Source organism: Paenibacillus sp. LjRoot153, from assembly GCF_964253085.1.
GTDB lineage: Bacteria > Bacillota > Bacilli > Paenibacillales > NBRC-103111 > Paenibacillus_E.
In genome coordinates this window covers 96,392-115,087 of sequence record NZ_CAXUQH020000001.1, presented here as the reverse complement: position 1 = coordinate 115,087, position 18,696 = coordinate 96,392, and the positions used below count along the sequence as shown (strand labels likewise).

Genomic DNA, 18,696 nt, shown 5'->3' with positions numbered 1-18,696 from the left:
GGTTCATATTATGAAGAGCTATTGGGACGTTTAGCCGCTGCTTGACGATAACGATTGTGAGAGATAGGAACTTTGAGAATTGTATTTATTCAGCGCTGTTTCCATGGCAGTAAATCTTGCATAATAATTACTTTCTTTTTTGCTCAATCGATCCGTCTCTGTATTGATGTTCGTATATGTTTTGGACATTAACTTCCCAATTATACTTTGATCATACTGAGAGTTTCCAGCGCTCCCCGCTTTATCCTTTATTTTAGTGAAAGTCGTTTGGAAATCATCATATAAACGAACAACCAACCCTTTTTTTACACTAGTCGTCGCATCGCTGGGGGATTGTGAGAATAAGTTTTTTACAGCCTCTGGATCGTCCTTAAGCGCAGCTCGCAACTTTGTTTCATCAATATAAAGCTTCCCTTTATCCGCATAACTTTGAGAAGCGATACCAATCGAGGAAAGTGAGTTGTAAATACTCCCATTATCGACGGTAGACGTTATATGATTCCGCATATTATTAACTAGGTCTTTTAGGTTGCTGTCATTATGAAACAGTCCGCTCTTGGCTTTCGTTTCCCACGCTGTGATCTGCGTTTCTGACATTGCTTCTCTTTGTTCATCATTCAAGGGCTGATAGTCCTTGTAGACAGTCTCGTTAATCGCTTTATTGAGTTTATCCAGCATCTCGTTATACTTGCTTACAAAATCTTTAATATTTTTTACTTCTGTATCAATATCACTCGCAATAGTTACTGTCTGAGGCGCTGCCGTAATATTTTTAAGCGTATAATTAACTCCCATAATTTTTACAGTATTGGTTGCCGATGTTACATCCGTACCGTTAAAATTAATCTTTGCATCCCGCGGAACATTCGAATTCGTCGCTACCGAACTACCTGTACCAACGAATTTTCCAGCACTCAGGTCTGTCACCGCATTCGCAGCAGAATTGACCGAGAAGAGGTTTGCTACTTTATCAGCCTGGGCCCCCGTACCTGCACTGATTACAATAGAACTAGCTGTTCCCGTTGATTTGGTCTTGAAGCTTATATCAGTACCATTTTCTGTAATTGTTAACACGTCGGAAAGTTTCGTACCACCAGAAGTTGCAGCTTTAAGTGCGGTAACCACATCAGCTAGCGATTTCCCTGTCCAATCTTTTTTCAAAGCTTCAGCAATATCGAAAATCTTTCCATTAACTGTAATGTTTGCGCCCGTAGTATCACCAGTAGTGTCCATATCAACCAGCCCCGATTCACCTGGTACATAATGAGGATTTGATGCGAGAACTGTGTCAGGCACACGAGTTGCTGAACCTGGTGTCATATATTCGCTTCCAACCTTTTTAAAACCGTTCGCATAATCTGCATCGGCAGACCCGCCCATACCGAGTGTTGTATCTAGAAAGTCGACTTTATCTGCGGAGAGCGAGATTTGCGTGTTAGCACCTGTATCTTTTGTTTTTAAAATAAACTGTTTGAGTGTAGAATCATAGATTGCTTTCACTCCGAGGCTATTACCAGCAGTATCTTTGGCCGTGTTTATTTTACTAAGAACGTCAGCTATTTTATCATCGGTATCAATAGTAATTGTCGCTGTGCTCTCGGTACCCGATTGATTAGCCGCTTTTATAGTCAATTTTGTCTCCGTACTCGTTAATGCTGCATTCTGATCAATATCAATATTGGACTTAATCGTTGCAGATTGAGCAAGATTTGAAATCTGATAATTATAAGTTCCCTCAATAGCCTCAGATGTAGCTACCCCACTCATTAAATCAGAATTTGAAGAAGTTGTCGAAAATGTGTTGTACGTACTTGATAACTTCATATTAAACAACGTATTACTTCGAAACGTAAATAAGTCCGTATTCCACTGGCGGTAACCATCACTTTGCCATGTTAACTTTTGTTGATTTTGTTTCATTTTGGTTAATCCGATACTTTCAGCTGCCATCATCTTTTTCACAAGTGTATCTGTATCCAGACCTGAAACCATCCCACTGATTCGAGTGACCGATGCCATCATCATTCCTCCAAATTATCTATAAAGTTAAACAGCATTCATAGCTGTATTCCAAAACAATCCTATACTGTATTTATCGGTAACAGAGTTGCTTTTATGAATAGCAAATAGGACTTCCTATGGAAAGAAGCCCTACGATGTCATGTAGCCTATTCGTTTCTATCTATCACCTGACAGACTCACACTATGCCCTAATATCCAGGTTACCGCCAAGATGAGGCTGCACAGACTGCTGCATGGCACTGGTTTGATTCAACATAGCCGTCATATTATCTGCATTCACTTTAGCTGTATCCATAGCCATTTTCATCACGGATAGACTTACGTCTTGTATCAGACTGGACTGGCTCATGGCCATAGACATTGCTGCAATATCCATTGTAGACTCACCCTTTTTTCAAGTACTTAGGACAACACATTGGGATGTAATGAATTTTCTAGTTCCAACTTCCATTTCTTACAGCTCGGAAGCAAATTGAACTGAATGGTCTCAAGGGCTTCCCCGATATCTCCTTGTTCATAAGCAAAGACTGCATGTTCGATGGCATTTCGTAGTTGATTAGTAGTTTCTTCAAGCTGATTGGAAGGAAGTTCAGAAATGAATCCCTGCATCGACTTTTCGATCTGGTAGAAACCATTTACAAAGTCATCCATTAACCGAACCGTATCTTCAAATGCGCTCTCATTTAATCTTACTTTCATGTATTCCAAAGCTCCTAAACAGCTATCAGACAATTCTAAGGTTCTTGTCATGACATTCATGTACTTTTCCATTGTCGTTACCTCATCTCAGGGTATGAAAAAGGGGACTCTAGAGAGTCTAGAGTCCCCTTCAGTAAGGCTAATATTAACCACGAAGCAATTGAAGCACGCCTTGAGGCTGTTGGTTTGCTTGTGCAAGCATAGCTTGAGCTGCTTGAGCAAGGATACTGGACTTCGATTGGTTCATCATTTCTTTCGCCATGTCTACGTCACGGATACGGGACTCAGCAGCAGTCAAGTTCTCGGAAGACGTATTCAAGTTGTTGATTGTGTGCTCCAAACGGTTTTGGTATGCACCAAGTTGGGAACGTTGAGCAGATACCGAGTTGATTGCATTATCGAGAACTTTGATAGCTGCAGTAGCAGACTCAGTTGTCGACATATCCAATGCGTACTCTGTGTTCGTGCTGCTAGTACCATCAGTAACCGTTGAAGTTGCTGTAAATTTAGCTCCTTCTACCGCTCCTTGTTTACCAGCTGCAGTCGTACCAGAGATGTTCAGAGCTTGGGAACGCATGTCGCTAACTTTAATTTCAAGACTTTGCCCTGTGTTTGCACCGATTTGGAACTGCTCTGTGTAAGTACCACCAACAGTTGTGGACGAAGAATCAGCAGCAGATTTAGTATCAAATGACCAAGTAATTGTGTCATTTAATGTAGTAAATTGGGATGCATCCCACCCACCGATATTAACATCTACTTCGCCTACACCATCGGCAGAAGCTAGTTTAACATTGTTTTGACCATTTGTAATGTTAACTGCAAGACCTGCAGTAGTGCTGCCAGCTTCAGTCAAAGTCGCTTGATATTGGGTAGAAACCTTAAATGTTAAGGAATCAGCACCAGCAACAGCAGTAAAATCAGCAGCAACAGTATTGGCAAGGTTGATAGCTACTGTATTACCATTTACTGTGAAGTTATTTGTTCCAGCAGCCATTACTTGACCTGCGTCTAGCGTAGTCCAGGAACCATCGGTGTTCTGTTTCTGTAGATCTGCTTGGGTTGCAGTACCATTACCAATAATACGGTAAGTACCTTCTTCCAATTGAGCATTGTTCGCAATAGATACACCATCGGATACTGCAACTGCACCAGTTGCAGCGCTAGCAGCAGCAGTCTTACCAAGGTTAGTAATCGTTACCTTTTGCTCACCATCAGCCAAACCTTTAGCTGAGTTAACAGCAGACCCAGTAAGCTTGTCATTTGTATAAGTATTCGTAACTGTCACAGGCGCGTTGTTACCTACTGCGATTGCGTTACCCGCTTGACCTACTGTGTTAGCTGTCAATTGCAACTTACCATCAGCAGATTTGGAAACCAGTACATTGGCCAGAGCACTGTTGTTAGTACCATATGTTGCTACACCGTTAGGGTCAGCTGCAACTGATGTTGTACTAGCGCCAGAAAGTGCATCTACGATCGTATCCACAATTTTGTCCGAAGTACGAGCACCGTTCAGGTCAATTGCAAAATCTGCTTCGCCAGCATATTTACCGTTTGCACTGTCATAGAAATCAACTTTCTTGCCGTCAATAACAATACCGGTTCCGACAAGATCACTTGCTTTAGCATTGGAGAAATCAATCGTGTTTTGAGCGTATACTCCTGCTGCGCTTGTATTAGCAATAGTAGGAGCTAATCCATTAGTGGTACCATTAGCTGCACTTACTTTACCGCCATCTACAGGTCCTGTAAGAACTCCTGTTGCGCTAAGAGACACGGCTTTAGCAGTAACAGTTAGAACAGCACCAGCATTAGAAGCAGAATAGTTGCCCTTTAGGTCAGCATCGTTCGCAATAAAATTACTAAGTTGACTTGCTAAATCAGTCGCAAGAGCTGTCCCAGTTTCAGTGTTGACAGTTTTGAGCGTGATTGTATTGCCACTTACTCCACTTGCTGTTGCAGTTGAATCATACACGACTTTCAGATCTTTACCACCAATATTTAATGTAAAGTTCTTACCGTCTTCGGCAGTTGCTGCTCCACCGAAAGTAGCAAGCGTGACATCTGTTTTTGCAAGAGTAGCTGTGGCAGTACCTGTACCCCCAACAAGCGTGGATGGAACTACCAATCCATTGCTGGATACTTTAGAACTCTTAGTTGGATCTGCTCCGCCACCGTTCAACAATTTCTTCGTATTGAACTCAGTTGTGTTACCGATACGGTTGATCTCAGAAGTCAATTGGTTAACTTCAGATTGGATCGCAGTACGGTCAGTATCGGAGTTCGTACCGTTCGATGCTTGTGTTGCAAGCTCACGCATACGTTGTAGGATATCGTGAGTTTCGTTCAATGCACCCTCAGCTGTTTGGATCAAAGAGATACCATCTTGAGCGTTACGGGAAGCTTGATCTAAACCGCGGATTTGACCGCGCATTTTTTCGGAGATTGCCAGACCTGCAGCATCATCACCTGCACGGTTGATGCGAAGACCGGAAGACAATTTCTCGATCGATTTGCTTTGGTTAGCTGTGTTGGTAGACAACTGACGGTGAGTATTAGTTGCTGTAATGTTGTGATTGATTCTCATTGATAATTCCTCCTTGAAATATGTAAGTTCCACTTCCATGTGGATTAGCGTTTCTTCCAGGTCGGCCGCCCTTGGAATCGCTCATAGTATTAATATCGACAAGGGGCGACTATTTCTGAAGTCCTATTTTCGCGAAATTCCGACATTTAAGACTATAAAGTCTCGAATATCAATTTATTTCGCCCAGGATTAGCCTATTTACTCTGTTTTTCTCGATTTTTTAAACATTTCATTGAGGCCATTGAAATTCGATGCGCTGCCAAGGGCATCCTTGTTTGCTTGTTGGATCGATAAGTAGATCTCTTTTCGAAATACCTCGACACTTTTGGGAGCTGAAATACCTAATCGAACTGTATCCCCTTCCGTACCCAATACGATAAGTTCAATATGGTCGCCTATCATAATGGCTTCGCCTTTTTTACGAGTTAGAACAAGCATGCCTGTCACCCCTTATTTGTTATCGGATGGAACCGATTGCATCAATTTATGTTTGGCGTTGTAGGAAGAGCCATGAAGGATGACCTGCTTCCCTAACCTCGTATTCACATTCACAATGATGGGCGCTAATAAGTTTAGAGTCGCTTCTTCCAGCTGTTCCCCTACGGACACGACCGTCCATACAGCCACATCTTCCTTGCTTTCAATCCCCAACTCAATAACGACACTATCTGATAATTCCATATCATAATCAGGGAAGAACTCGAAAGGATTCGTTAATAACAGCGCTAGATTCCCATTGTCCACACACTGTAAGAAAATAAAAGGTGACTCCACATCGGGTTGAATGAAGATATAACGAACATTCTGCTCAAACCCTGGAATCCCCTGCGGGAATGTGAAAACCTCATGCTCGGCAATTGTTAATTCACCGAACTGCAACGTGGTTATATTCATGAGTGGCAACTCCTATACCGTTTAGTGGTTAAGAATAAACAAAAAAAACTATAGATTAGACAATCTACAGTTTAAACTATACCCTACTTTGTTGGGCAATCATACTTTCATGTCGATTTCTGGGGGAATCATCTCAACCTTCGGATATTGCTTCATATAGATCGAAACCTTGCCAGGTGTATACAATATCTCGGCTTGATTCGGCGTGATTTGTATGTCAACACTGCTCGGAGTCACATTGATCTCAACCTTGTTCGCCGTATAATCCAGATCGACATTGTCGTAAGAAGCCTCACCTAGATAGTTCATGCTGCTTGGTTCAAAAGCCCGCTGTGCTGCCAAATCGGCAATTGGGTTACCTCCCTTATGTATGGCTGCTAGTCGATTCCCTTTCTCTACAATGCTTGCGATTCCTTGTAGAGCTATATTCTTCGACTCGCTGTATATCCGATTCATAAAGGTAGTGTGGCTTCCCATCCCTAGCGCATCCCAAGCACTACTCTGATCAATATGTAGTTCCCCCTGCGGGGAGCGAATTTCCATAGTAAGTGGAGTCGTATGCATCTCCATATCAGCTTTAGGCTGGCGAATATCCCACTGTCCTCGCTGAACATCTATGCCAATTTGGCCAGACTGAATATCAAGTCTAATGAAAGGTACGGACGACATGACCTACACACCGCCTTATTTGAGAAAATCTACTAGACTAGGACGTATAATCTGAGAACCTATCGACAAAGAGGCTTCATACACATTCTGCGAAGTTTTGAGGTTCGTCATCGCTTCGGCTACATCTACATCTTCCACTCTAGTTTGCAATGTCTGGAGGTTCGTGTTGATATCCTTCAGGCGTTCATTCGATAAATCCACACGGTTCATCTTGGCCCCTACATCAGCGCGAACGGATAAGAAGCTTTCCATTCTGGTATCCAGACGAGCCAGACCATCACTGATCCCCTTAAAATCACTAGTCCCCATAGCGGTCATTAAATCTTGCAAAATTTTAAATGCATTGTCCGCATCTGTTGATTTGCCAAACACTTGATCACCCGTGATATTCACAGGCAGCCGCACGCCTGCACCAATCTCATACTGAATAGATGCGTTATCCACATCGATTGTGGCAGCATTAGCTTCCGTATACGGAGCGATATCTGTTATCTGTCCATTGAATACATGCTTACCATTAAATTCACTATTGCCCAACTCAACAAGTTGACTGTACAACTGCTTGATTTCACTATTAATAGCGTCCTCAGCCGTTTGAGGGTTTGATCCGTTAGCCGCCGCTACAGTAAGCTCCCGCACCCGCTGAAGTACGTCATTAGCCTTGCCTAGCGTTGAATCTGTATAATCCAACCAAGACGAAGCAGACTCCACATTCGCTTGATACTGATCATTCGCCGATAACTCACTGCGGTATCTCATAGCAAAGCTAAGACCAACCGGATCATCCGATGGCTTATTTATTCTTCTGCCTGTTGCTAACTGGTTCTGCAGGTTATCCATACGATTGAGATTCGTCCCCAAATTTCGCACCATCTGGGTATTAATCATCGTTTGCGTGATTCTGGTTGGCATTGAATCCCCACCTTATACAAATTAATTATTATCTACCGACTGTTCCCATACCGTTAATTACTTTATCCAACATCTCATCAAATGTGGTTAATGATCTAGCCGCAGCGTTGTAGGCATGTTGATATTTAATCATGTCCGCCATCTCTTCATCCAAAGATACACCGCTAACAGACTGCCTTCTCGAATCGACCTGATCGACAAGTGCTTGCTGGTTCGTCGTTTGTCTCGTAGCTTCTTGTGACTGTACACCCAGCTGCCCTACGATAGCACGAAGGAACTCATCGAACGTACCGCTAGTCAAAAGCGGTGTTCCGTTAGAACTTGGATCAAAGTCAAACTTCTGATTCTGGAAAGATGCCAATGCTAACGCGATATCGTTATTTCCTCTAACTACTTTGGTATTCCCATCGGTATCCACATAGGTACGAGAGGAAGCAGCAATATTCGCCACTTTGTTGACGATATCAGGATTTACGGTCAGGCTGTTTGCATTGAACTCAGTTGCACCCTCTTTTATAGTAAAGAAAGGAATTCCGCTTTTCGGTGGATCTTCCAACGTATATCCCAATGCGTGCAGACCGTTAATTCCGTTGACCGTGACTTTCGTGTCAGCTGCTAGGGTAGTTCCTGGTGTCGCTCCGGTCAGTATTGCTCCAGCTGGAATTACCGAACCTGCAGGCAACGTGATCGATACCGGTCCTTGGACAAGTGCCTTAACCATGGAATTGAATTGAAATTTATAACTGTCTAAGTACTGATCTCGGGAAACTAGCATTCCATAGATCTCACCGCTCTGAAGATCACCGGATGCCAAATTAGAAGCAACTGTACTGGCATCAATTGGGGTGGTGACATTAATCCCATTAACTAGCTCAACGCTACCCATTCTCAACGTATATCCACCAGTCGTATCAACAGCGGTTATATTCACTATTTTGGACAAATTATCAACTAATAGATCTCGCTGATCTCTTAGATCATTTGCGTTATTGCCCAGTCCTTCTATTTTAAAAATTTCGTTATTTAAATTAGCAACTTGCTTCAACATCGTATTGGCTTCAGAAACCTTAACAGCTATATTATCTGTCAGATTCGCCGATAGATCATCCAATTGCTTGCCTGTATGATTGAAAGCATCGGTCATGGCTAACGCTTTCTCCTTAAGAGCTGCACGAGCTGTCAAGTTGTCAGGTTCCTTACTGACATCCTGCCAAGCACTCCAAAAGCCCTCCACCACTTGCCTGATCCCTGTATCTGATGGTTCATTTACGATAGCTTCCAACTTCTCTAACGTATCTCGGCGAATGGTCCACTCACCTAATGTCTTGTTCTCATCATAAAATTGCGTATCTAGGAACTTTTCGCGAACTCGCTTGATTTGATCGAATTCAACACCTTGCCCCAATTGACCTGGAACTGCGCTTCTTGTCATACTCGCAGGTTCGTAGGGTAGAGATGCAACCATATTCACTCTTTGTCTCGTATATCCTTGCGTATTCGCATTCGCTACGTTATGTCCTGTCGTCTGTAAAGCCGTTTGTTGCGCGAAAAGACTTCGCTTTGAAATTTCAATGCCAGAGAATGTAGATCCCACAGCAATTCCCCCTAGATGTTCTTAGTCAGATCCAATTTGAAGCTATGCCCTTCTGTCAAACATCCCCATTCGCTTATCACTCTTTTGCAAGGTGGGATTCCGATAAACGACATCCTCTTCAGAGGGGCCCATCACAAGATCAATGGAATAATCTATAAATGAAAGTGATTGCTGAATCAATTGTTGATTGGATGTATTGATTTCTTTCAACTTCTCCAAGACAACCATAAGCTGCTTATGTGCATGCAAAAGGGCCTGTTTCTCTTCCGCTTTGAAAATCAGCCTAATCAAGTCACTCACCGTTACCTGAGGATTCGGGTTATAGCCACGTGAAATTAAGTACTTGCCGATTTCATGAAATCGCTGCTTATCCAGCTCGCTAATATGCCTGACAAGCTTGCTCTCTTTATTCACAATCAGATTAAGCTGATTCACATTGTTGCTGACGAGTTCTTGGGTCTTCTCACTGGAAAGCTCCAGCAGCGATTCATGCGCCTCAAGAAGCTGTTCCAATATCGTAATCAACGGTTGAATAGACATGGCGTTCTCCTAATCCTAATAAATCTATATAAACACTTATTTCAAATAAGGGAGCAGCTTCTCTGCAATTTTCTTAGCATCTACGTGATAGGTCCCTGATGAAACCGAATTTTTCAATGACTCAATCCTAAGGCTTTGCTGTTCCGTACGAGCACTGCCTGAAGCTCCAAGAAGCTCCTTAGCTTCCGCAGAGATTTCAACCTGATCCTTCACTTTGCCTTTCTTACCAGCAGCTTGTGCGGATGTTGCCTCTCCAGTCTTCTTATACGGATTCACAGCGCCGATGCGGCCATTCTCATTAATTTTCATACCGATACACTCCTATGTTCACTGACCTAAAAAAATAAAAAACCGATAATCGTTAGTACTATTATCGGCATCTTCTATATAAAACTTTATATCTCTATAGACCTATTTCGAATTACCGCTTATTTTTCAGTCGATCATGAATGTTAAAGGTAATCCTATTCTCCTGCTGTCTCCGCTCTTCGTCCCGTCGCTGATCTTCTGTATGATGATTAACATCCTTCACAAGCTTCTGGCGGCACAGTTCACAAATCGTGTTCTCACGAATGAGTGTCCCACAAACCTCGCACGGATAAGACATGTTCGGCGCATTGTAAATGGAGATACGACCGTCACGAACAAACTTAGTGATTTGCTTGATGGAAACGCCTGTTGCTTCGCTTAGTTCAGTAATGTTGACACTCTTGTTCTCACGTAGATACTTCAAACATTTCTCGTATTGCAGCTCCTGCTCCTTCACGCAATTCGGACAAAGCTCTACGAAGCCCTTCACATATATTTTCCCACAACGCGGACAATTCGCCACATTCATACTCACAGGATGTCCCCCTTTTCAGCATTCCCAGTTTCCACTTTTTAATTCCAGTTTACCGCAATTCGACAGCTTTTGCCTATTACTATTTTTATAAAATTAGGACTATGACCTATTTATCTCGCCCACGTTAACCCGCAAATTTCGACAAGTATCGACATTTCCTCTTTTAAAACCATGGCGCATTGATTCATCGTACTTCCCGTTGTGTACACATCGTCCACGATATAAATGATGACGAATTTACCAGACGCGAATATTTTTCCCAGTTCTGTGGTATCAAACTCAAAAACGTGCGCAAGATCGTCGATCCGTTCACTTCGTTTTTTAAAACTCTGCTTCGCCGTATGCTTAGAACGATTGAGTAGACGTACGACCGGGAGGTCAACTCGCCGGCCTAATTCTCTCGCCATTTGTTCCGCCTGGTTAAATCCTCGCTCTTGCATACGACGCTCACTTACAGGTACGTAGGTGATAAATTCTCGAACCTGCCCCGCTGACGAAGATGCCCTATCCAGTCGAAGTTGCTGAAAAGCATGTACCAACATATGACCGAAAACTACCTTTAAGCGCTCATCTCCTCGATACTTATATCTGGCAAGCAGCTCTTTCATCGTCTCATCGTATCGGACGGCACTTCGACTTCTAGTGAAATAGCTGTGCGGCTTCCGACGACAATCTGGACAATACTCACCTCGTCCACAAGATAGACAAACCACCTTACGAATCCAGGGAATTCGGGTGTAGCACGCGTGACAAAGCCCCAACTCGCCTCTCTCCAGGCTGGTCATCTGTTTGCATAATAAACACGCTCCCCGCTTAGGACCTAATAGCGAAAATAGCGAGTTCCCAATCTGCCTCCACCACCGGCTCATACCTTGCCTCCTTGTAGAAAGCCCTGTTTACGAGCAATACGATTCATCGTGCGTATCTGTCGAACAGCTTCTTTCTGTGATTTCGTTATTTCCGCAGCAGCCAAATACACCTTCCCATGCGGGTCGTCCTTCGACCTTCCTGCACGTCCTGCCATCTGGACTAATGCGGCTTCATCGAACAACTTCGAGTCTGCACCCAAAATGAACACATCCGATTGGGGCACGGTTACCCCACGTTCAAGAATGGTCGTCGTGACGAGCACCCGAATCTCCCGATTGCGAAAAAGCTGTACCTTCTCCGTTCGCGACAGGTCTTTCGATGAGGTGCCCTCTACACGAACATCCAGTTTACTCCCTTTCAGCTTACTTCTTAACAGTTCCACCATCGGCTCTACGAGCTGGATATTCGGAACGAACACAAAAACTTGAGCTCCACGTCCAATAGATACTTCTAAGCGAGATTGAATCGACTGCGGGATGGATTGAACAGCGATGGATTTTCTTAATGTTGGCGTAGTTATTAATTGAGGGACAGGCAGAGGATGTTTATGAAAGCGTACAGGGACGCGAACATGTGGCAGACGTCCGCGTTCGGCGGCTTGTCTAACCAGCGTTGGCGGTGTCGCTGACAGCAGAATATTCGTCCCGCTGGGCTTACACACGTTCTCTGCCGCATAGCTAAGCATGGGGTTATTGTGGTACGGGAAGGCATCAATTTCATCGATGATGACGAGGTCAAAAGCTTGATGAAACCGCAACAACTGATGCGTTGTTGCAATGGTAATTTGCCCTTGCTCCCAGCGTTGCTCGCTTCCGCCATACAGCGTGACCACGCTGTATGTTGCGAACGCCCGCTGGATGCGCGGTTGCAGCTCCAGCACCACGTCCTTGCGTGGTGTAGCGATGAGGACACGCCCGCCACGAGCGGCGGTGTAGTGAATGAACGGGAAGATCATTTCTGTCTTCCCGGCGCCCGTAACGGCCCAGATGAGGAACTTGCCTGGGCCACCAGGTTGCCTCCCTTGGATGTAGCACAGCCCCTCAAGGGAAGCACGGGTCTGGGCATCACTGAGCCCCCAGGGCTCTATGTAAGCCTGTAATTCGTCAGCAGCCTCTCCGCCTACTGTAGACATCGCTTCACCCGAGCCGCCGAGAACAAGCAAGGAGCAAGATCGGACCCTGCCCATTGTGAGGCACTCCTCGCAATAGGGGCAATCTTGACCGCAATGCAAGCATGGTGACCAGAACATTCGGGCTTCTCCGCTTCCGCAGCGTTTACATGCGTAATGCGAAGCCTTCCTCAGCCATCGCCGCCAGTCACGCCTCACCTGCATGTGTAAGCCACTCGTGAGCGACACATCGCCATTGAGGTAGGCGAGTTGCAAATAGGCTGGCCACGAAGCTTCCAACCCTGCCGTCTCAACACCAGAGGCTTCAATTAGCTGCTGAAGCTCATCTACCAACAGGGAGCGCCCTCTGCAAGCTTCAACGAGACTAATATATCTGGATAAGTGTAATTGAAAGCTACGAACCTGCTCGTCACACCAATGCGTGTAGTCCATCAATTCCGAACGTATCTCATCCACATCCATTATTCCAATGGCCGTTGCTTCCCGTTTAACCATCGCAAGTAACCGACTCTCACTATTATCCTTAGAGGCCACGTCAATCTTTCTTAACCCTTCAAGCAGTCGAAACGCTTGCCCTAACGAAACAAAAGGTTCGAACAATACGAGGCCGGCGTCGGCTGCGTAATGCTCGAACCAATATTGGATATCTGTCTGGGCATGTAGTGTAAATTGCCACTCCCACACATCTCTCTTGCGAACAGCATAGATCTGAACCTTCATTCCTCACCGTTCTCTCTTCATCAAATAATGTAGCGTACATGTTGGTTGAAGGTTTGTGTTTGTTAATGTTTGAAAGCGTTTGCTCTCAGACAACAGGAATCTTTACGAGTTCCTCCCTATTACTGAGGTGAACAAGTACAACAGGATCTTCTTCATGCTGACTTAGGAAACGATCAACGGCATCATAGTCAGACTGTAAACGCAGCTCTAAGGCATACGTTTGGGATAAACGCTCAATGATCTCTCTTGTATCGTCAGACGACCCCTCGTCAATAATCGTTGCCTTGACCTGGTTGCCTCTTACACGCGAAAAGAAAAATAACGAGCGAATAACCCACTCAATTTGATTTTGATTGTTTTTGGTAACAAGTAGAACAGTAGCTGGTTTCTTCTTCGTTCCCTTACGTAGTAAGAGATGCAGTACGGTAACACTCACGCCATAGCAACCGAAGATACAAAGCAATCCAATCCACATAGCGGGTCCCTCCCTTACCTGCAGTGTATGCGGCAGTGCAAAGGGGGGTTCCTATAGGCACGGAAATGCAGTATCGCGGATTACAGCGTTACCCAGCCATTTTTAATTGCAATAATTACCGCTTGTGTACGGTCATCGACTTCCATTTTTTGAAGGATACTACTCACATGGTTTTTCACTGTTTTCTCACTAATATAAAGGAATTCACCAATCAGCTTATTGCTCTTGCCTTCCGCCATAAGTCGAAGCACTTCTGCTTCCCTTTTGGTCAATGGGCTGTTTGCATTATGTATGTACTTCAGTCCGGAATCCTTCACGCCAGTGCCTGTTCCAACAACACCAACGTCATCCAGATACGTCATACGTCTTAGTTGGTTGATTAGCTTACCTGTTACCTTAGGATGAATGTAGGCATGTCCTGCAACAACAGAACGAATCGCATTAATCAGCGACTCCGCTTCCATATCCTTCAGCAAGTAACCGGAAGCCCCTTTGCGAAGCGTCTCAAATACATAGCTTTCATCATCATGAATGGATAGAATGATGACTTTAATATCAGGAAAGATTAGTTTCAGACGTTCTGTTGCAATTACACCGTTCTCAAGAGGCATATTGATGTCCATGAGCACGATATCGGGCGTGATTTGATTACACAATTCAATGACTTGGATGCCATCGCCACACTCACCGATAACTTCCATATCATCTTCCATATTAATGATCCGTTTAACACCTTCGCGAAAAAGCTGATGATCGTCTGCAATGACAATATGCACATTGCGTTTATGACTCGCCGTGTTGTCCATTCTAGTTTTCCTCCTTGTTCTCTCCAACGCCGCCGATAGGGATGAGCATCGTAATTTTTGTTCCTGAACCTTTCTCTGACTCCAGGACCATGGTACCTTCTAGCAGTTCTACACGCTCTCTCATTCCCAGTAAACCAAAGTTATTCCCCTTGGCTATTCTTAGTTCTGTTAGCGGAACATCAAAGCCGATTCCGTTATCTACAACGTAAATCTGTACTTGATCTGGTTCTAACGTGAGTTCAACAGACAAGAAGGTTGCTTTGGCATGTTTGTTTATATTCGATAAAGCTTCCTGCACCAATCGGAAAATAGCAATTTCCAACCCGGACGGTATACGTGTTTCTTTCCCGACCAAGTTAAACTGTGTGTGGATTCGATATTTGTCTTCGAAATCCTGCACATATTTCCGTAATGTAGGCACAATCCCTAAATCATCGAGCGCCATTGGTCGGAGGTTGAAAATAATTTTACGAACCTCTTCAAGGCCATTTCTGACTTGTCCCTTTAAATCAACTAACTCATCCTTCACCGCCGAAATATCTTCCTTGACGAGCATCCGATGGGCAATTTCAGTCCGAAGCACGACATTCGCCAAGGTTTGAGCCATTCCATCATGAATTTCGCGCGCGATTCGTTTGCGTTCTTCCTCTTGAGCCAAAATAATTTTCAGCCCCAACAGTTGTCGATTCTTAGCCGACTCAATAATACGTGTTAACTGATTGAGATCCCCTGATAAGTATTCCAGTGCAACATTCATCTGAGAGACGATTGTTTCGGCGCGTTCTACCTGTTTGTCCACATTCTTCATACGAACCTGCAGGTCATTGCGGCGGATTTTGAGATTATTCTCTTTTTCCCGCGCAACGGTTAGCTGTAATTGAAAAGCGATAGCGGCTTCATAAGCAATCTTGATATCTTCTTCTCGATACTTGTTGAAATCTCGACTGACTTCCGTAAGTCGGATCCGCGACCTCTTGTATTCTTTTTCTAACATATCCACGAGATCAATCGTGACACCCGTCTCATGCTTAATGTCATTGAGCTCCCGAGCAAGTGACTCCTTCTCTAAGCGTGATGACTCAGCAATCTCAAACAATTGATACTTGCTGCTTTCCATGACGTTAATGGCGTTGGTTATGACCTTGTCTATAGCGTCTGGTTGCACATGAAACGAGCTCCTTTTAATAAAACCTTATAATAGTAAGTTGTCTACCCCATATTGTAGCATAGTTCTTCCCGTTTGCCGTGTACTTCTAGTACTATTTATTCAATAGAAATTCCGTAATTCTGGGGATCCCAGCCTACTTTGAAGCCTAATCTCTCCGAAATGAGCCGTAATGGGACCATTGTCACATTATTCATGATCGCTGGAGCCACTTCTGCCGTGACTCGACCGCCATTTACAAGCAGATCAGCTTGATCAATCCATAGGTCAATTAGTTTATCGCCACGAAGGACGGTTACCTTACGTTCTTTATCATCCCACTTCACAGTTCCACCCAATGCTTCTGTGACAAAACGAATCGGAACCAAGGTATTATCCTTGACGATCGTCGGCGCTTGTTCCAACGTCATCGGCTTGCTATTCAAAGTTGCCTGCTTCTTATTTACGGTAAGTTTAATTGCATTCTTCGGTAGCGTTGGCAATTGTCCTTTATAAATAAATGAAATATCGTCAATATTAATTTTCCCTTTAGCGGCTCTTTCATCCTGCCCGTTGGCTGGATTTGCGACATAAATGCTTTTCACCAGCAAAGGAGCCTTCAGATCCGACACATCCGCCGTGACCTTGCGCCAGCCTGTCCAGTTCATATTTTCCGTAAAACTTACTAAATTCACCTTACCGTCCGCATCAATAACCTCAGCACGCACCCAATTGAAGCTTCCATCTCCTAGGACTTTGGCTGTCATAAATTCGGGTTCACCCTCAATCGGCGCACCATTCCCATTATTAAACCTTGCGTAAGCTGCTTTCGTTCCAAGTCCCTTGGAGAAATCATAGGCGATTTCCAAGTTCTTGTTGCCATTGTTTTGCACGATATTCACTGTGGAAACGACTTCAGCCGGATATCTGTCCCCTGTTGTCATGACCGCAAATTTATCTAAATCATACCACACTTTCTCCTGCCCTACGGGTAGAGTTACCATGGTGCTATACCCATCATAGTGTGCAATAACCTGAGCCGTCTGCGCTCCCGCTGTGCTATCTACGTGCAGGACACCGTTGGTGATTGTCCCCTTAACCCCGCTTAGCTCCCAAGTTGCTGATGCCGCGGGTAATTCTCTGGTTGCTCCACTTCGTGTTGTAACGGTAATCGGAAGCTTGAAATCGCCGCCCTCTGTCAATGAGAAGGACCCCGAGCTAAAAGCCATCGACGTAATCTGATCACGCCCGACAATTTCAACGTCCATCGTTGCGGATCCTTTTCCTGATTTTGCGACAATCTGAGTTTTCCCAGGCATTGTTGGTGTATATACGTTATCCTTGAACGAGCCATTGGCCATCGTGCTGCTCCATTGTGGAACAATTCCTGTTACGGCTATAGGATTATAATAGTCATCATAAGCTTTAAATTGATAAGTGCTGGATTCATTTACGAATAATAAAGATTGTCCTTTTAAAATAAGACCTTGCAACTCACCCTTAGGCGCTGTCGAATATACGCCCAAACCATTTGCTACCGCACGTTGATTCCCATTTTGTGTTTTGTTCACTAACTTCGGATCTACATCACCAAGTGGCCTAGACACCATCTGTGTCGATCCACCGCCATCAAGGACCATCCCTCTCCATACACCGGCATCAATCATGAATTGCTGCAGCTCTGGCAGCGTCATTCCGGCACTTGGACCGTTGCGATCTGCTGTTATAATATAAGCTTTCTTCAGATCCTTGGAGTAACCCACAGCTGTCCTAGAAACAGGACTATATCCGTTGAAATCATTAATATTCCGCGTAAAATAGCTCGGCTTCGCCTCATCCACTAGCAACGTGCTGCCGCCGATGAGCATTTTGAAGTTTTTCCAATCATACGTCTTGGACGCATCGTGTGGAATCATGTCGTATTTCGTCGTGATTTTATCGCCAACTTTGAGATGCTTTACAATAAATTCTCTCGCCAATCCCGAACCCCTAAGGATGTAACCATCTGCAGGAGCGATCATTTTCACATTCGTATCAACTTGGATCTCCTTGACAATATCATTCTGGATGAGTGCCTCAGTAGGTACGTGTGTGCCATCCACAGCTCGCTGTGTCATCGCCCAAGCACTTGTGTAAAGGAAAAGGCCGTCTGCAATCAGCGGAACGTCATTATCGTCCCAATAGAACGTTTTGTTTACGCCGCCAAGCTCGAACTGTGTCCCATCCTTTGCCGTAACCTTACCTTGGAAATCGAAAATATCAATAATCGGCTGATTAGTCTTCGTTATGGCAAACGAGTACAAGCCTGAAATCTTCGCTGGTGTCGCCATCACCTGTCCGTTCGTGATCTGCGCACCCTCTGGAACTCCTTCCGCCTGGGTATTGTAGAAATCCCCGTTCACTCCTGCTACAGCGCCTGTATCCTTCACCATGCCGAGCACACTTTGGTTCTTCGTGAACTGATTGTTCGTTCCTGCCATTGCGTCTATCTTCACGTTCGGGTTCGTCAGATCCACCTCGATCACATTGGCGTTCACCGATACTTCCTTATTGCTTCGTGTTGTCGACCATACGTAGTTCTTCATAATTGCACCTGATGTAATCGTCTCTTGCGAGCTCAACGTCAGCTTCGTGCCCGCCGCGTTTACCGTAACTCCCGACACCAACTGCCACACCATAGCGCAAGCCAGCGCTGCTACTCCTACTTGCCTCTGTACCTTCACGTTGCCGTTCCACTCCTCTTTTTCATCTAATTCTAGTATCTATCATTTAAGCGATAACTATATAG

18 protein-coding genes are annotated in these 18,696 nt (G+C 44.5%); all 18 read right to left on the bottom strand.

Annotated features, from left to right (window positions below; genetic code table 11):
- Positions 1 to 30 precede the first annotated feature (30 nt).
- The gene (gene fliD, locus ACSQ8P_RS00515; protein WP_436233440.1) at positions 31 to 2,025 is read right to left on the bottom strand and encodes a flagellar filament capping protein FliD; all 1,995 of its coding nucleotides are present in this window, start codon (positions 2,023 to 2,025) and stop codon (positions 31 to 33) included.
- Positions 2,026 to 2,203: 178 nt separating this feature from the next.
- Complete coding sequence (locus tag ACSQ8P_RS00510) at positions 2,204 to 2,398, bottom strand: YjfB family protein (protein WP_436233439.1); 195 nt, start codon at positions 2,396 to 2,398, stop codon at positions 2,204 to 2,206.
- A 26-nt stretch (positions 2,399 to 2,424) separates the two neighbouring features.
- Positions 2,425 to 2,721, bottom strand: coding sequence for a hypothetical protein (locus ACSQ8P_RS00505; RefSeq protein ID WP_436233438.1), 297 nt, complete (start codon positions 2,719 to 2,721; stop codon positions 2,425 to 2,427).
- Between the two features lie 145 nt (positions 2,722 to 2,866).
- The gene (locus ACSQ8P_RS00500) at positions 2,867 to 5,311 is read right to left on the bottom strand and encodes a flagellin (RefSeq protein WP_436233437.1); all 2,445 of its coding nucleotides are present in this window, start codon (positions 5,309 to 5,311) and stop codon (positions 2,867 to 2,869) included.
- A gap of 198 nt (positions 5,312 to 5,509) precedes the next feature.
- Positions 5,510 to 5,749: a carbon storage regulator CsrA gene (gene csrA / locus ACSQ8P_RS00495; RefSeq protein WP_436233436.1), complete on the bottom strand. Its 240-nt coding sequence runs from the start codon at positions 5,747 to 5,749 to the stop codon at positions 5,510 to 5,512.
- 12 nt (positions 5,750 to 5,761) lie between these two features.
- A complete protein-coding gene (fliW, locus tag ACSQ8P_RS00490) occupies positions 5,762 to 6,205 on the bottom strand; it encodes a flagellar assembly protein FliW (RefSeq protein ID WP_436233435.1) in 444 nt (147 codons plus the stop codon).
- 99 nt (positions 6,206 to 6,304) lie between these two features.
- Positions 6,305 to 6,874: a DUF6470 family protein gene (locus ACSQ8P_RS00485; RefSeq protein WP_436233434.1), complete on the bottom strand. Its 570-nt coding sequence runs from the start codon at positions 6,872 to 6,874 to the stop codon at positions 6,305 to 6,307.
- A gap of 15 nt (positions 6,875 to 6,889) precedes the next feature.
- Positions 6,890 to 7,786, bottom strand: coding sequence for a flagellar hook-associated protein FlgL (gene flgL / locus ACSQ8P_RS00480; RefSeq protein WP_436233433.1), 897 nt, complete (start codon positions 7,784 to 7,786; stop codon positions 6,890 to 6,892).
- Between the two features lie 28 nt (positions 7,787 to 7,814).
- Positions 7,815 to 9,380: a flagellar hook-associated protein FlgK gene (gene flgK / locus ACSQ8P_RS00475; protein ID WP_436233432.1), complete on the bottom strand. Its 1,566-nt coding sequence runs from the start codon at positions 9,378 to 9,380 to the stop codon at positions 7,815 to 7,817.
- Positions 9,381 to 9,422: 42 nt separating this feature from the next.
- Positions 9,423 to 9,920 carry a flagellar protein FlgN gene (locus ACSQ8P_RS00470; RefSeq protein WP_436233431.1) on the bottom strand — a complete coding sequence of 166 codons (498 nt, stop codon included), beginning with the start codon at positions 9,918 to 9,920 and terminating at the stop codon, positions 9,423 to 9,425.
- Between the two features lie 36 nt (positions 9,921 to 9,956).
- Positions 9,957 to 10,229: a flagellar biosynthesis anti-sigma factor FlgM gene (gene flgM / locus ACSQ8P_RS00465; protein ID WP_436233430.1), complete on the bottom strand. Its 273-nt coding sequence runs from the start codon at positions 10,227 to 10,229 to the stop codon at positions 9,957 to 9,959.
- A gap of 112 nt (positions 10,230 to 10,341) precedes the next feature.
- Positions 10,342 to 10,758 (bottom strand): flagellar protein, encoded by a 417-nt coding sequence (locus tag ACSQ8P_RS00460; protein ID WP_436239419.1) that lies wholly within the window; start codon positions 10,756 to 10,758, stop codon positions 10,342 to 10,344.
- Between the two features lie 116 nt (positions 10,759 to 10,874).
- The gene (locus tag ACSQ8P_RS00455; RefSeq protein WP_436233429.1) at positions 10,875 to 11,633 is read right to left on the bottom strand and encodes a ComF family protein; all 759 of its coding nucleotides are present in this window, start codon (positions 11,631 to 11,633) and stop codon (positions 10,875 to 10,877) included.
- Complete coding sequence (locus ACSQ8P_RS00450) at positions 11,630 to 13,483, bottom strand: DEAD/DEAH box helicase (RefSeq protein ID WP_436233428.1); 1,854 nt, start codon at positions 13,481 to 13,483, stop codon at positions 11,630 to 11,632. The genes ACSQ8P_RS00455 and ACSQ8P_RS00450 overlap by 4 nt, the downstream gene beginning before the upstream one ends.
- Before the next feature lie 85 nt (positions 13,484 to 13,568).
- On the bottom strand, positions 13,569 to 13,958 hold the full coding sequence (locus tag ACSQ8P_RS00445; protein ID WP_436233427.1) for a hypothetical protein: 390 nt from the start codon (positions 13,956 to 13,958) through the stop codon (positions 13,569 to 13,571).
- 80 nt (positions 13,959 to 14,038) lie between these two features.
- Positions 14,039 to 14,764 (bottom strand): response regulator, encoded by a 726-nt coding sequence (locus tag ACSQ8P_RS00440; protein ID WP_056611570.1) that lies wholly within the window; start codon positions 14,762 to 14,764, stop codon positions 14,039 to 14,041.
- A 1-nt stretch (position 14,765) separates the two neighbouring features.
- The gene (locus tag ACSQ8P_RS00435) at positions 14,766 to 15,929 is read right to left on the bottom strand and encodes a sensor histidine kinase (protein WP_436233426.1); all 1,164 of its coding nucleotides are present in this window, start codon (positions 15,927 to 15,929) and stop codon (positions 14,766 to 14,768) included.
- Between the two features lie 98 nt (positions 15,930 to 16,027).
- Positions 16,028 to 18,631, bottom strand: coding sequence for a stalk domain-containing protein (locus ACSQ8P_RS00430; protein WP_436233425.1), 2,604 nt, complete (start codon positions 18,629 to 18,631; stop codon positions 16,028 to 16,030).
- Between the last annotated feature and the right edge of the window lie 65 nt (positions 18,632 to 18,696).

Excerpts from the sequence above, each read along its gene's own strand:
- ACSQ8P_RS00505 (WP_436233438.1), bottom strand. The coding sequence starts at position 2,721 with ATGAAAGTAAGATTAAATGAGAGCGCATTTGAAGATACGGTTCGGTTA.
- ACSQ8P_RS00445 (WP_436233427.1), bottom strand. The coding sequence starts at position 13,958 with ATGTGGATTGGATTGCTTTGTATCTTCGGTTGCTATGGCGTGAGTGTT.
- flgL (WP_436233433.1), bottom strand. The coding sequence starts at position 7,786 with ATGCCAACCAGAATCACGCAAACGATGATTAATACCCAGATGGTGCGA.
- ACSQ8P_RS00455 (WP_436233429.1), bottom strand. The coding sequence starts at position 11,633 with ATGAGCCGGTGGTGGAGGCAGATTGGGAACTCGCTATTTTCGCTATTA.
- ACSQ8P_RS00450 (WP_436233428.1), bottom strand. The coding sequence starts at position 13,483 with ATGAAGGTTCAGATCTATGCTGTTCGCAAGAGAGATGTGTGGGAGTGG.
- ACSQ8P_RS00460 (WP_436239419.1), bottom strand. The coding sequence starts at position 10,758 with ATGAATGTGGCGAATTGTCCGCGTTGTGGGAAAATATATGTGAAGGGC.
- csrA (WP_436233436.1), bottom strand. The coding sequence starts at position 5,749 with ATGCTTGTTCTAACTCGTAAAAAAGGCGAAGCCATTATGATAGGCGAC.
- ACSQ8P_RS00510 (WP_436233439.1), bottom strand. The coding sequence starts at position 2,398 with ATGGATATTGCAGCAATGTCTATGGCCATGAGCCAGTCCAGTCTGATA.
- ACSQ8P_RS00485 (WP_436233434.1), bottom strand. The coding sequence starts at position 6,874 with ATGTCGTCCGTACCTTTCATTAGACTTGATATTCAGTCTGGCCAAATT.
- flgM (WP_436233430.1), bottom strand. The coding sequence starts at position 10,229 with ATGAAAATTAATGAGAATGGCCGCATCGGCGCTGTGAATCCGTATAAG.
- fliD (WP_436233440.1), bottom strand. The coding sequence starts at position 2,025 with ATGATGATGGCATCGGTCACTCGAATCAGTGGGATGGTTTCAGGTCTG.
- ACSQ8P_RS00470 (WP_436233431.1), bottom strand. The coding sequence starts at position 9,920 with ATGTCTATTCAACCGTTGATTACGATATTGGAACAGCTTCTTGAGGCG.
- fliW (WP_436233435.1), bottom strand. The coding sequence starts at position 6,205 with ATGAATATAACCACGTTGCAGTTCGGTGAATTAACAATTGCCGAGCAT.
- ACSQ8P_RS00440 (WP_056611570.1), bottom strand. The coding sequence starts at position 14,764 with ATGGACAACACGGCGAGTCATAAACGCAATGTGCATATTGTCATTGCA.
- ACSQ8P_RS00500 (WP_436233437.1), bottom strand. The coding sequence starts at position 5,311 with ATGAGAATCAATCACAACATTACAGCAACTAATACTCACCGTCAGTTG.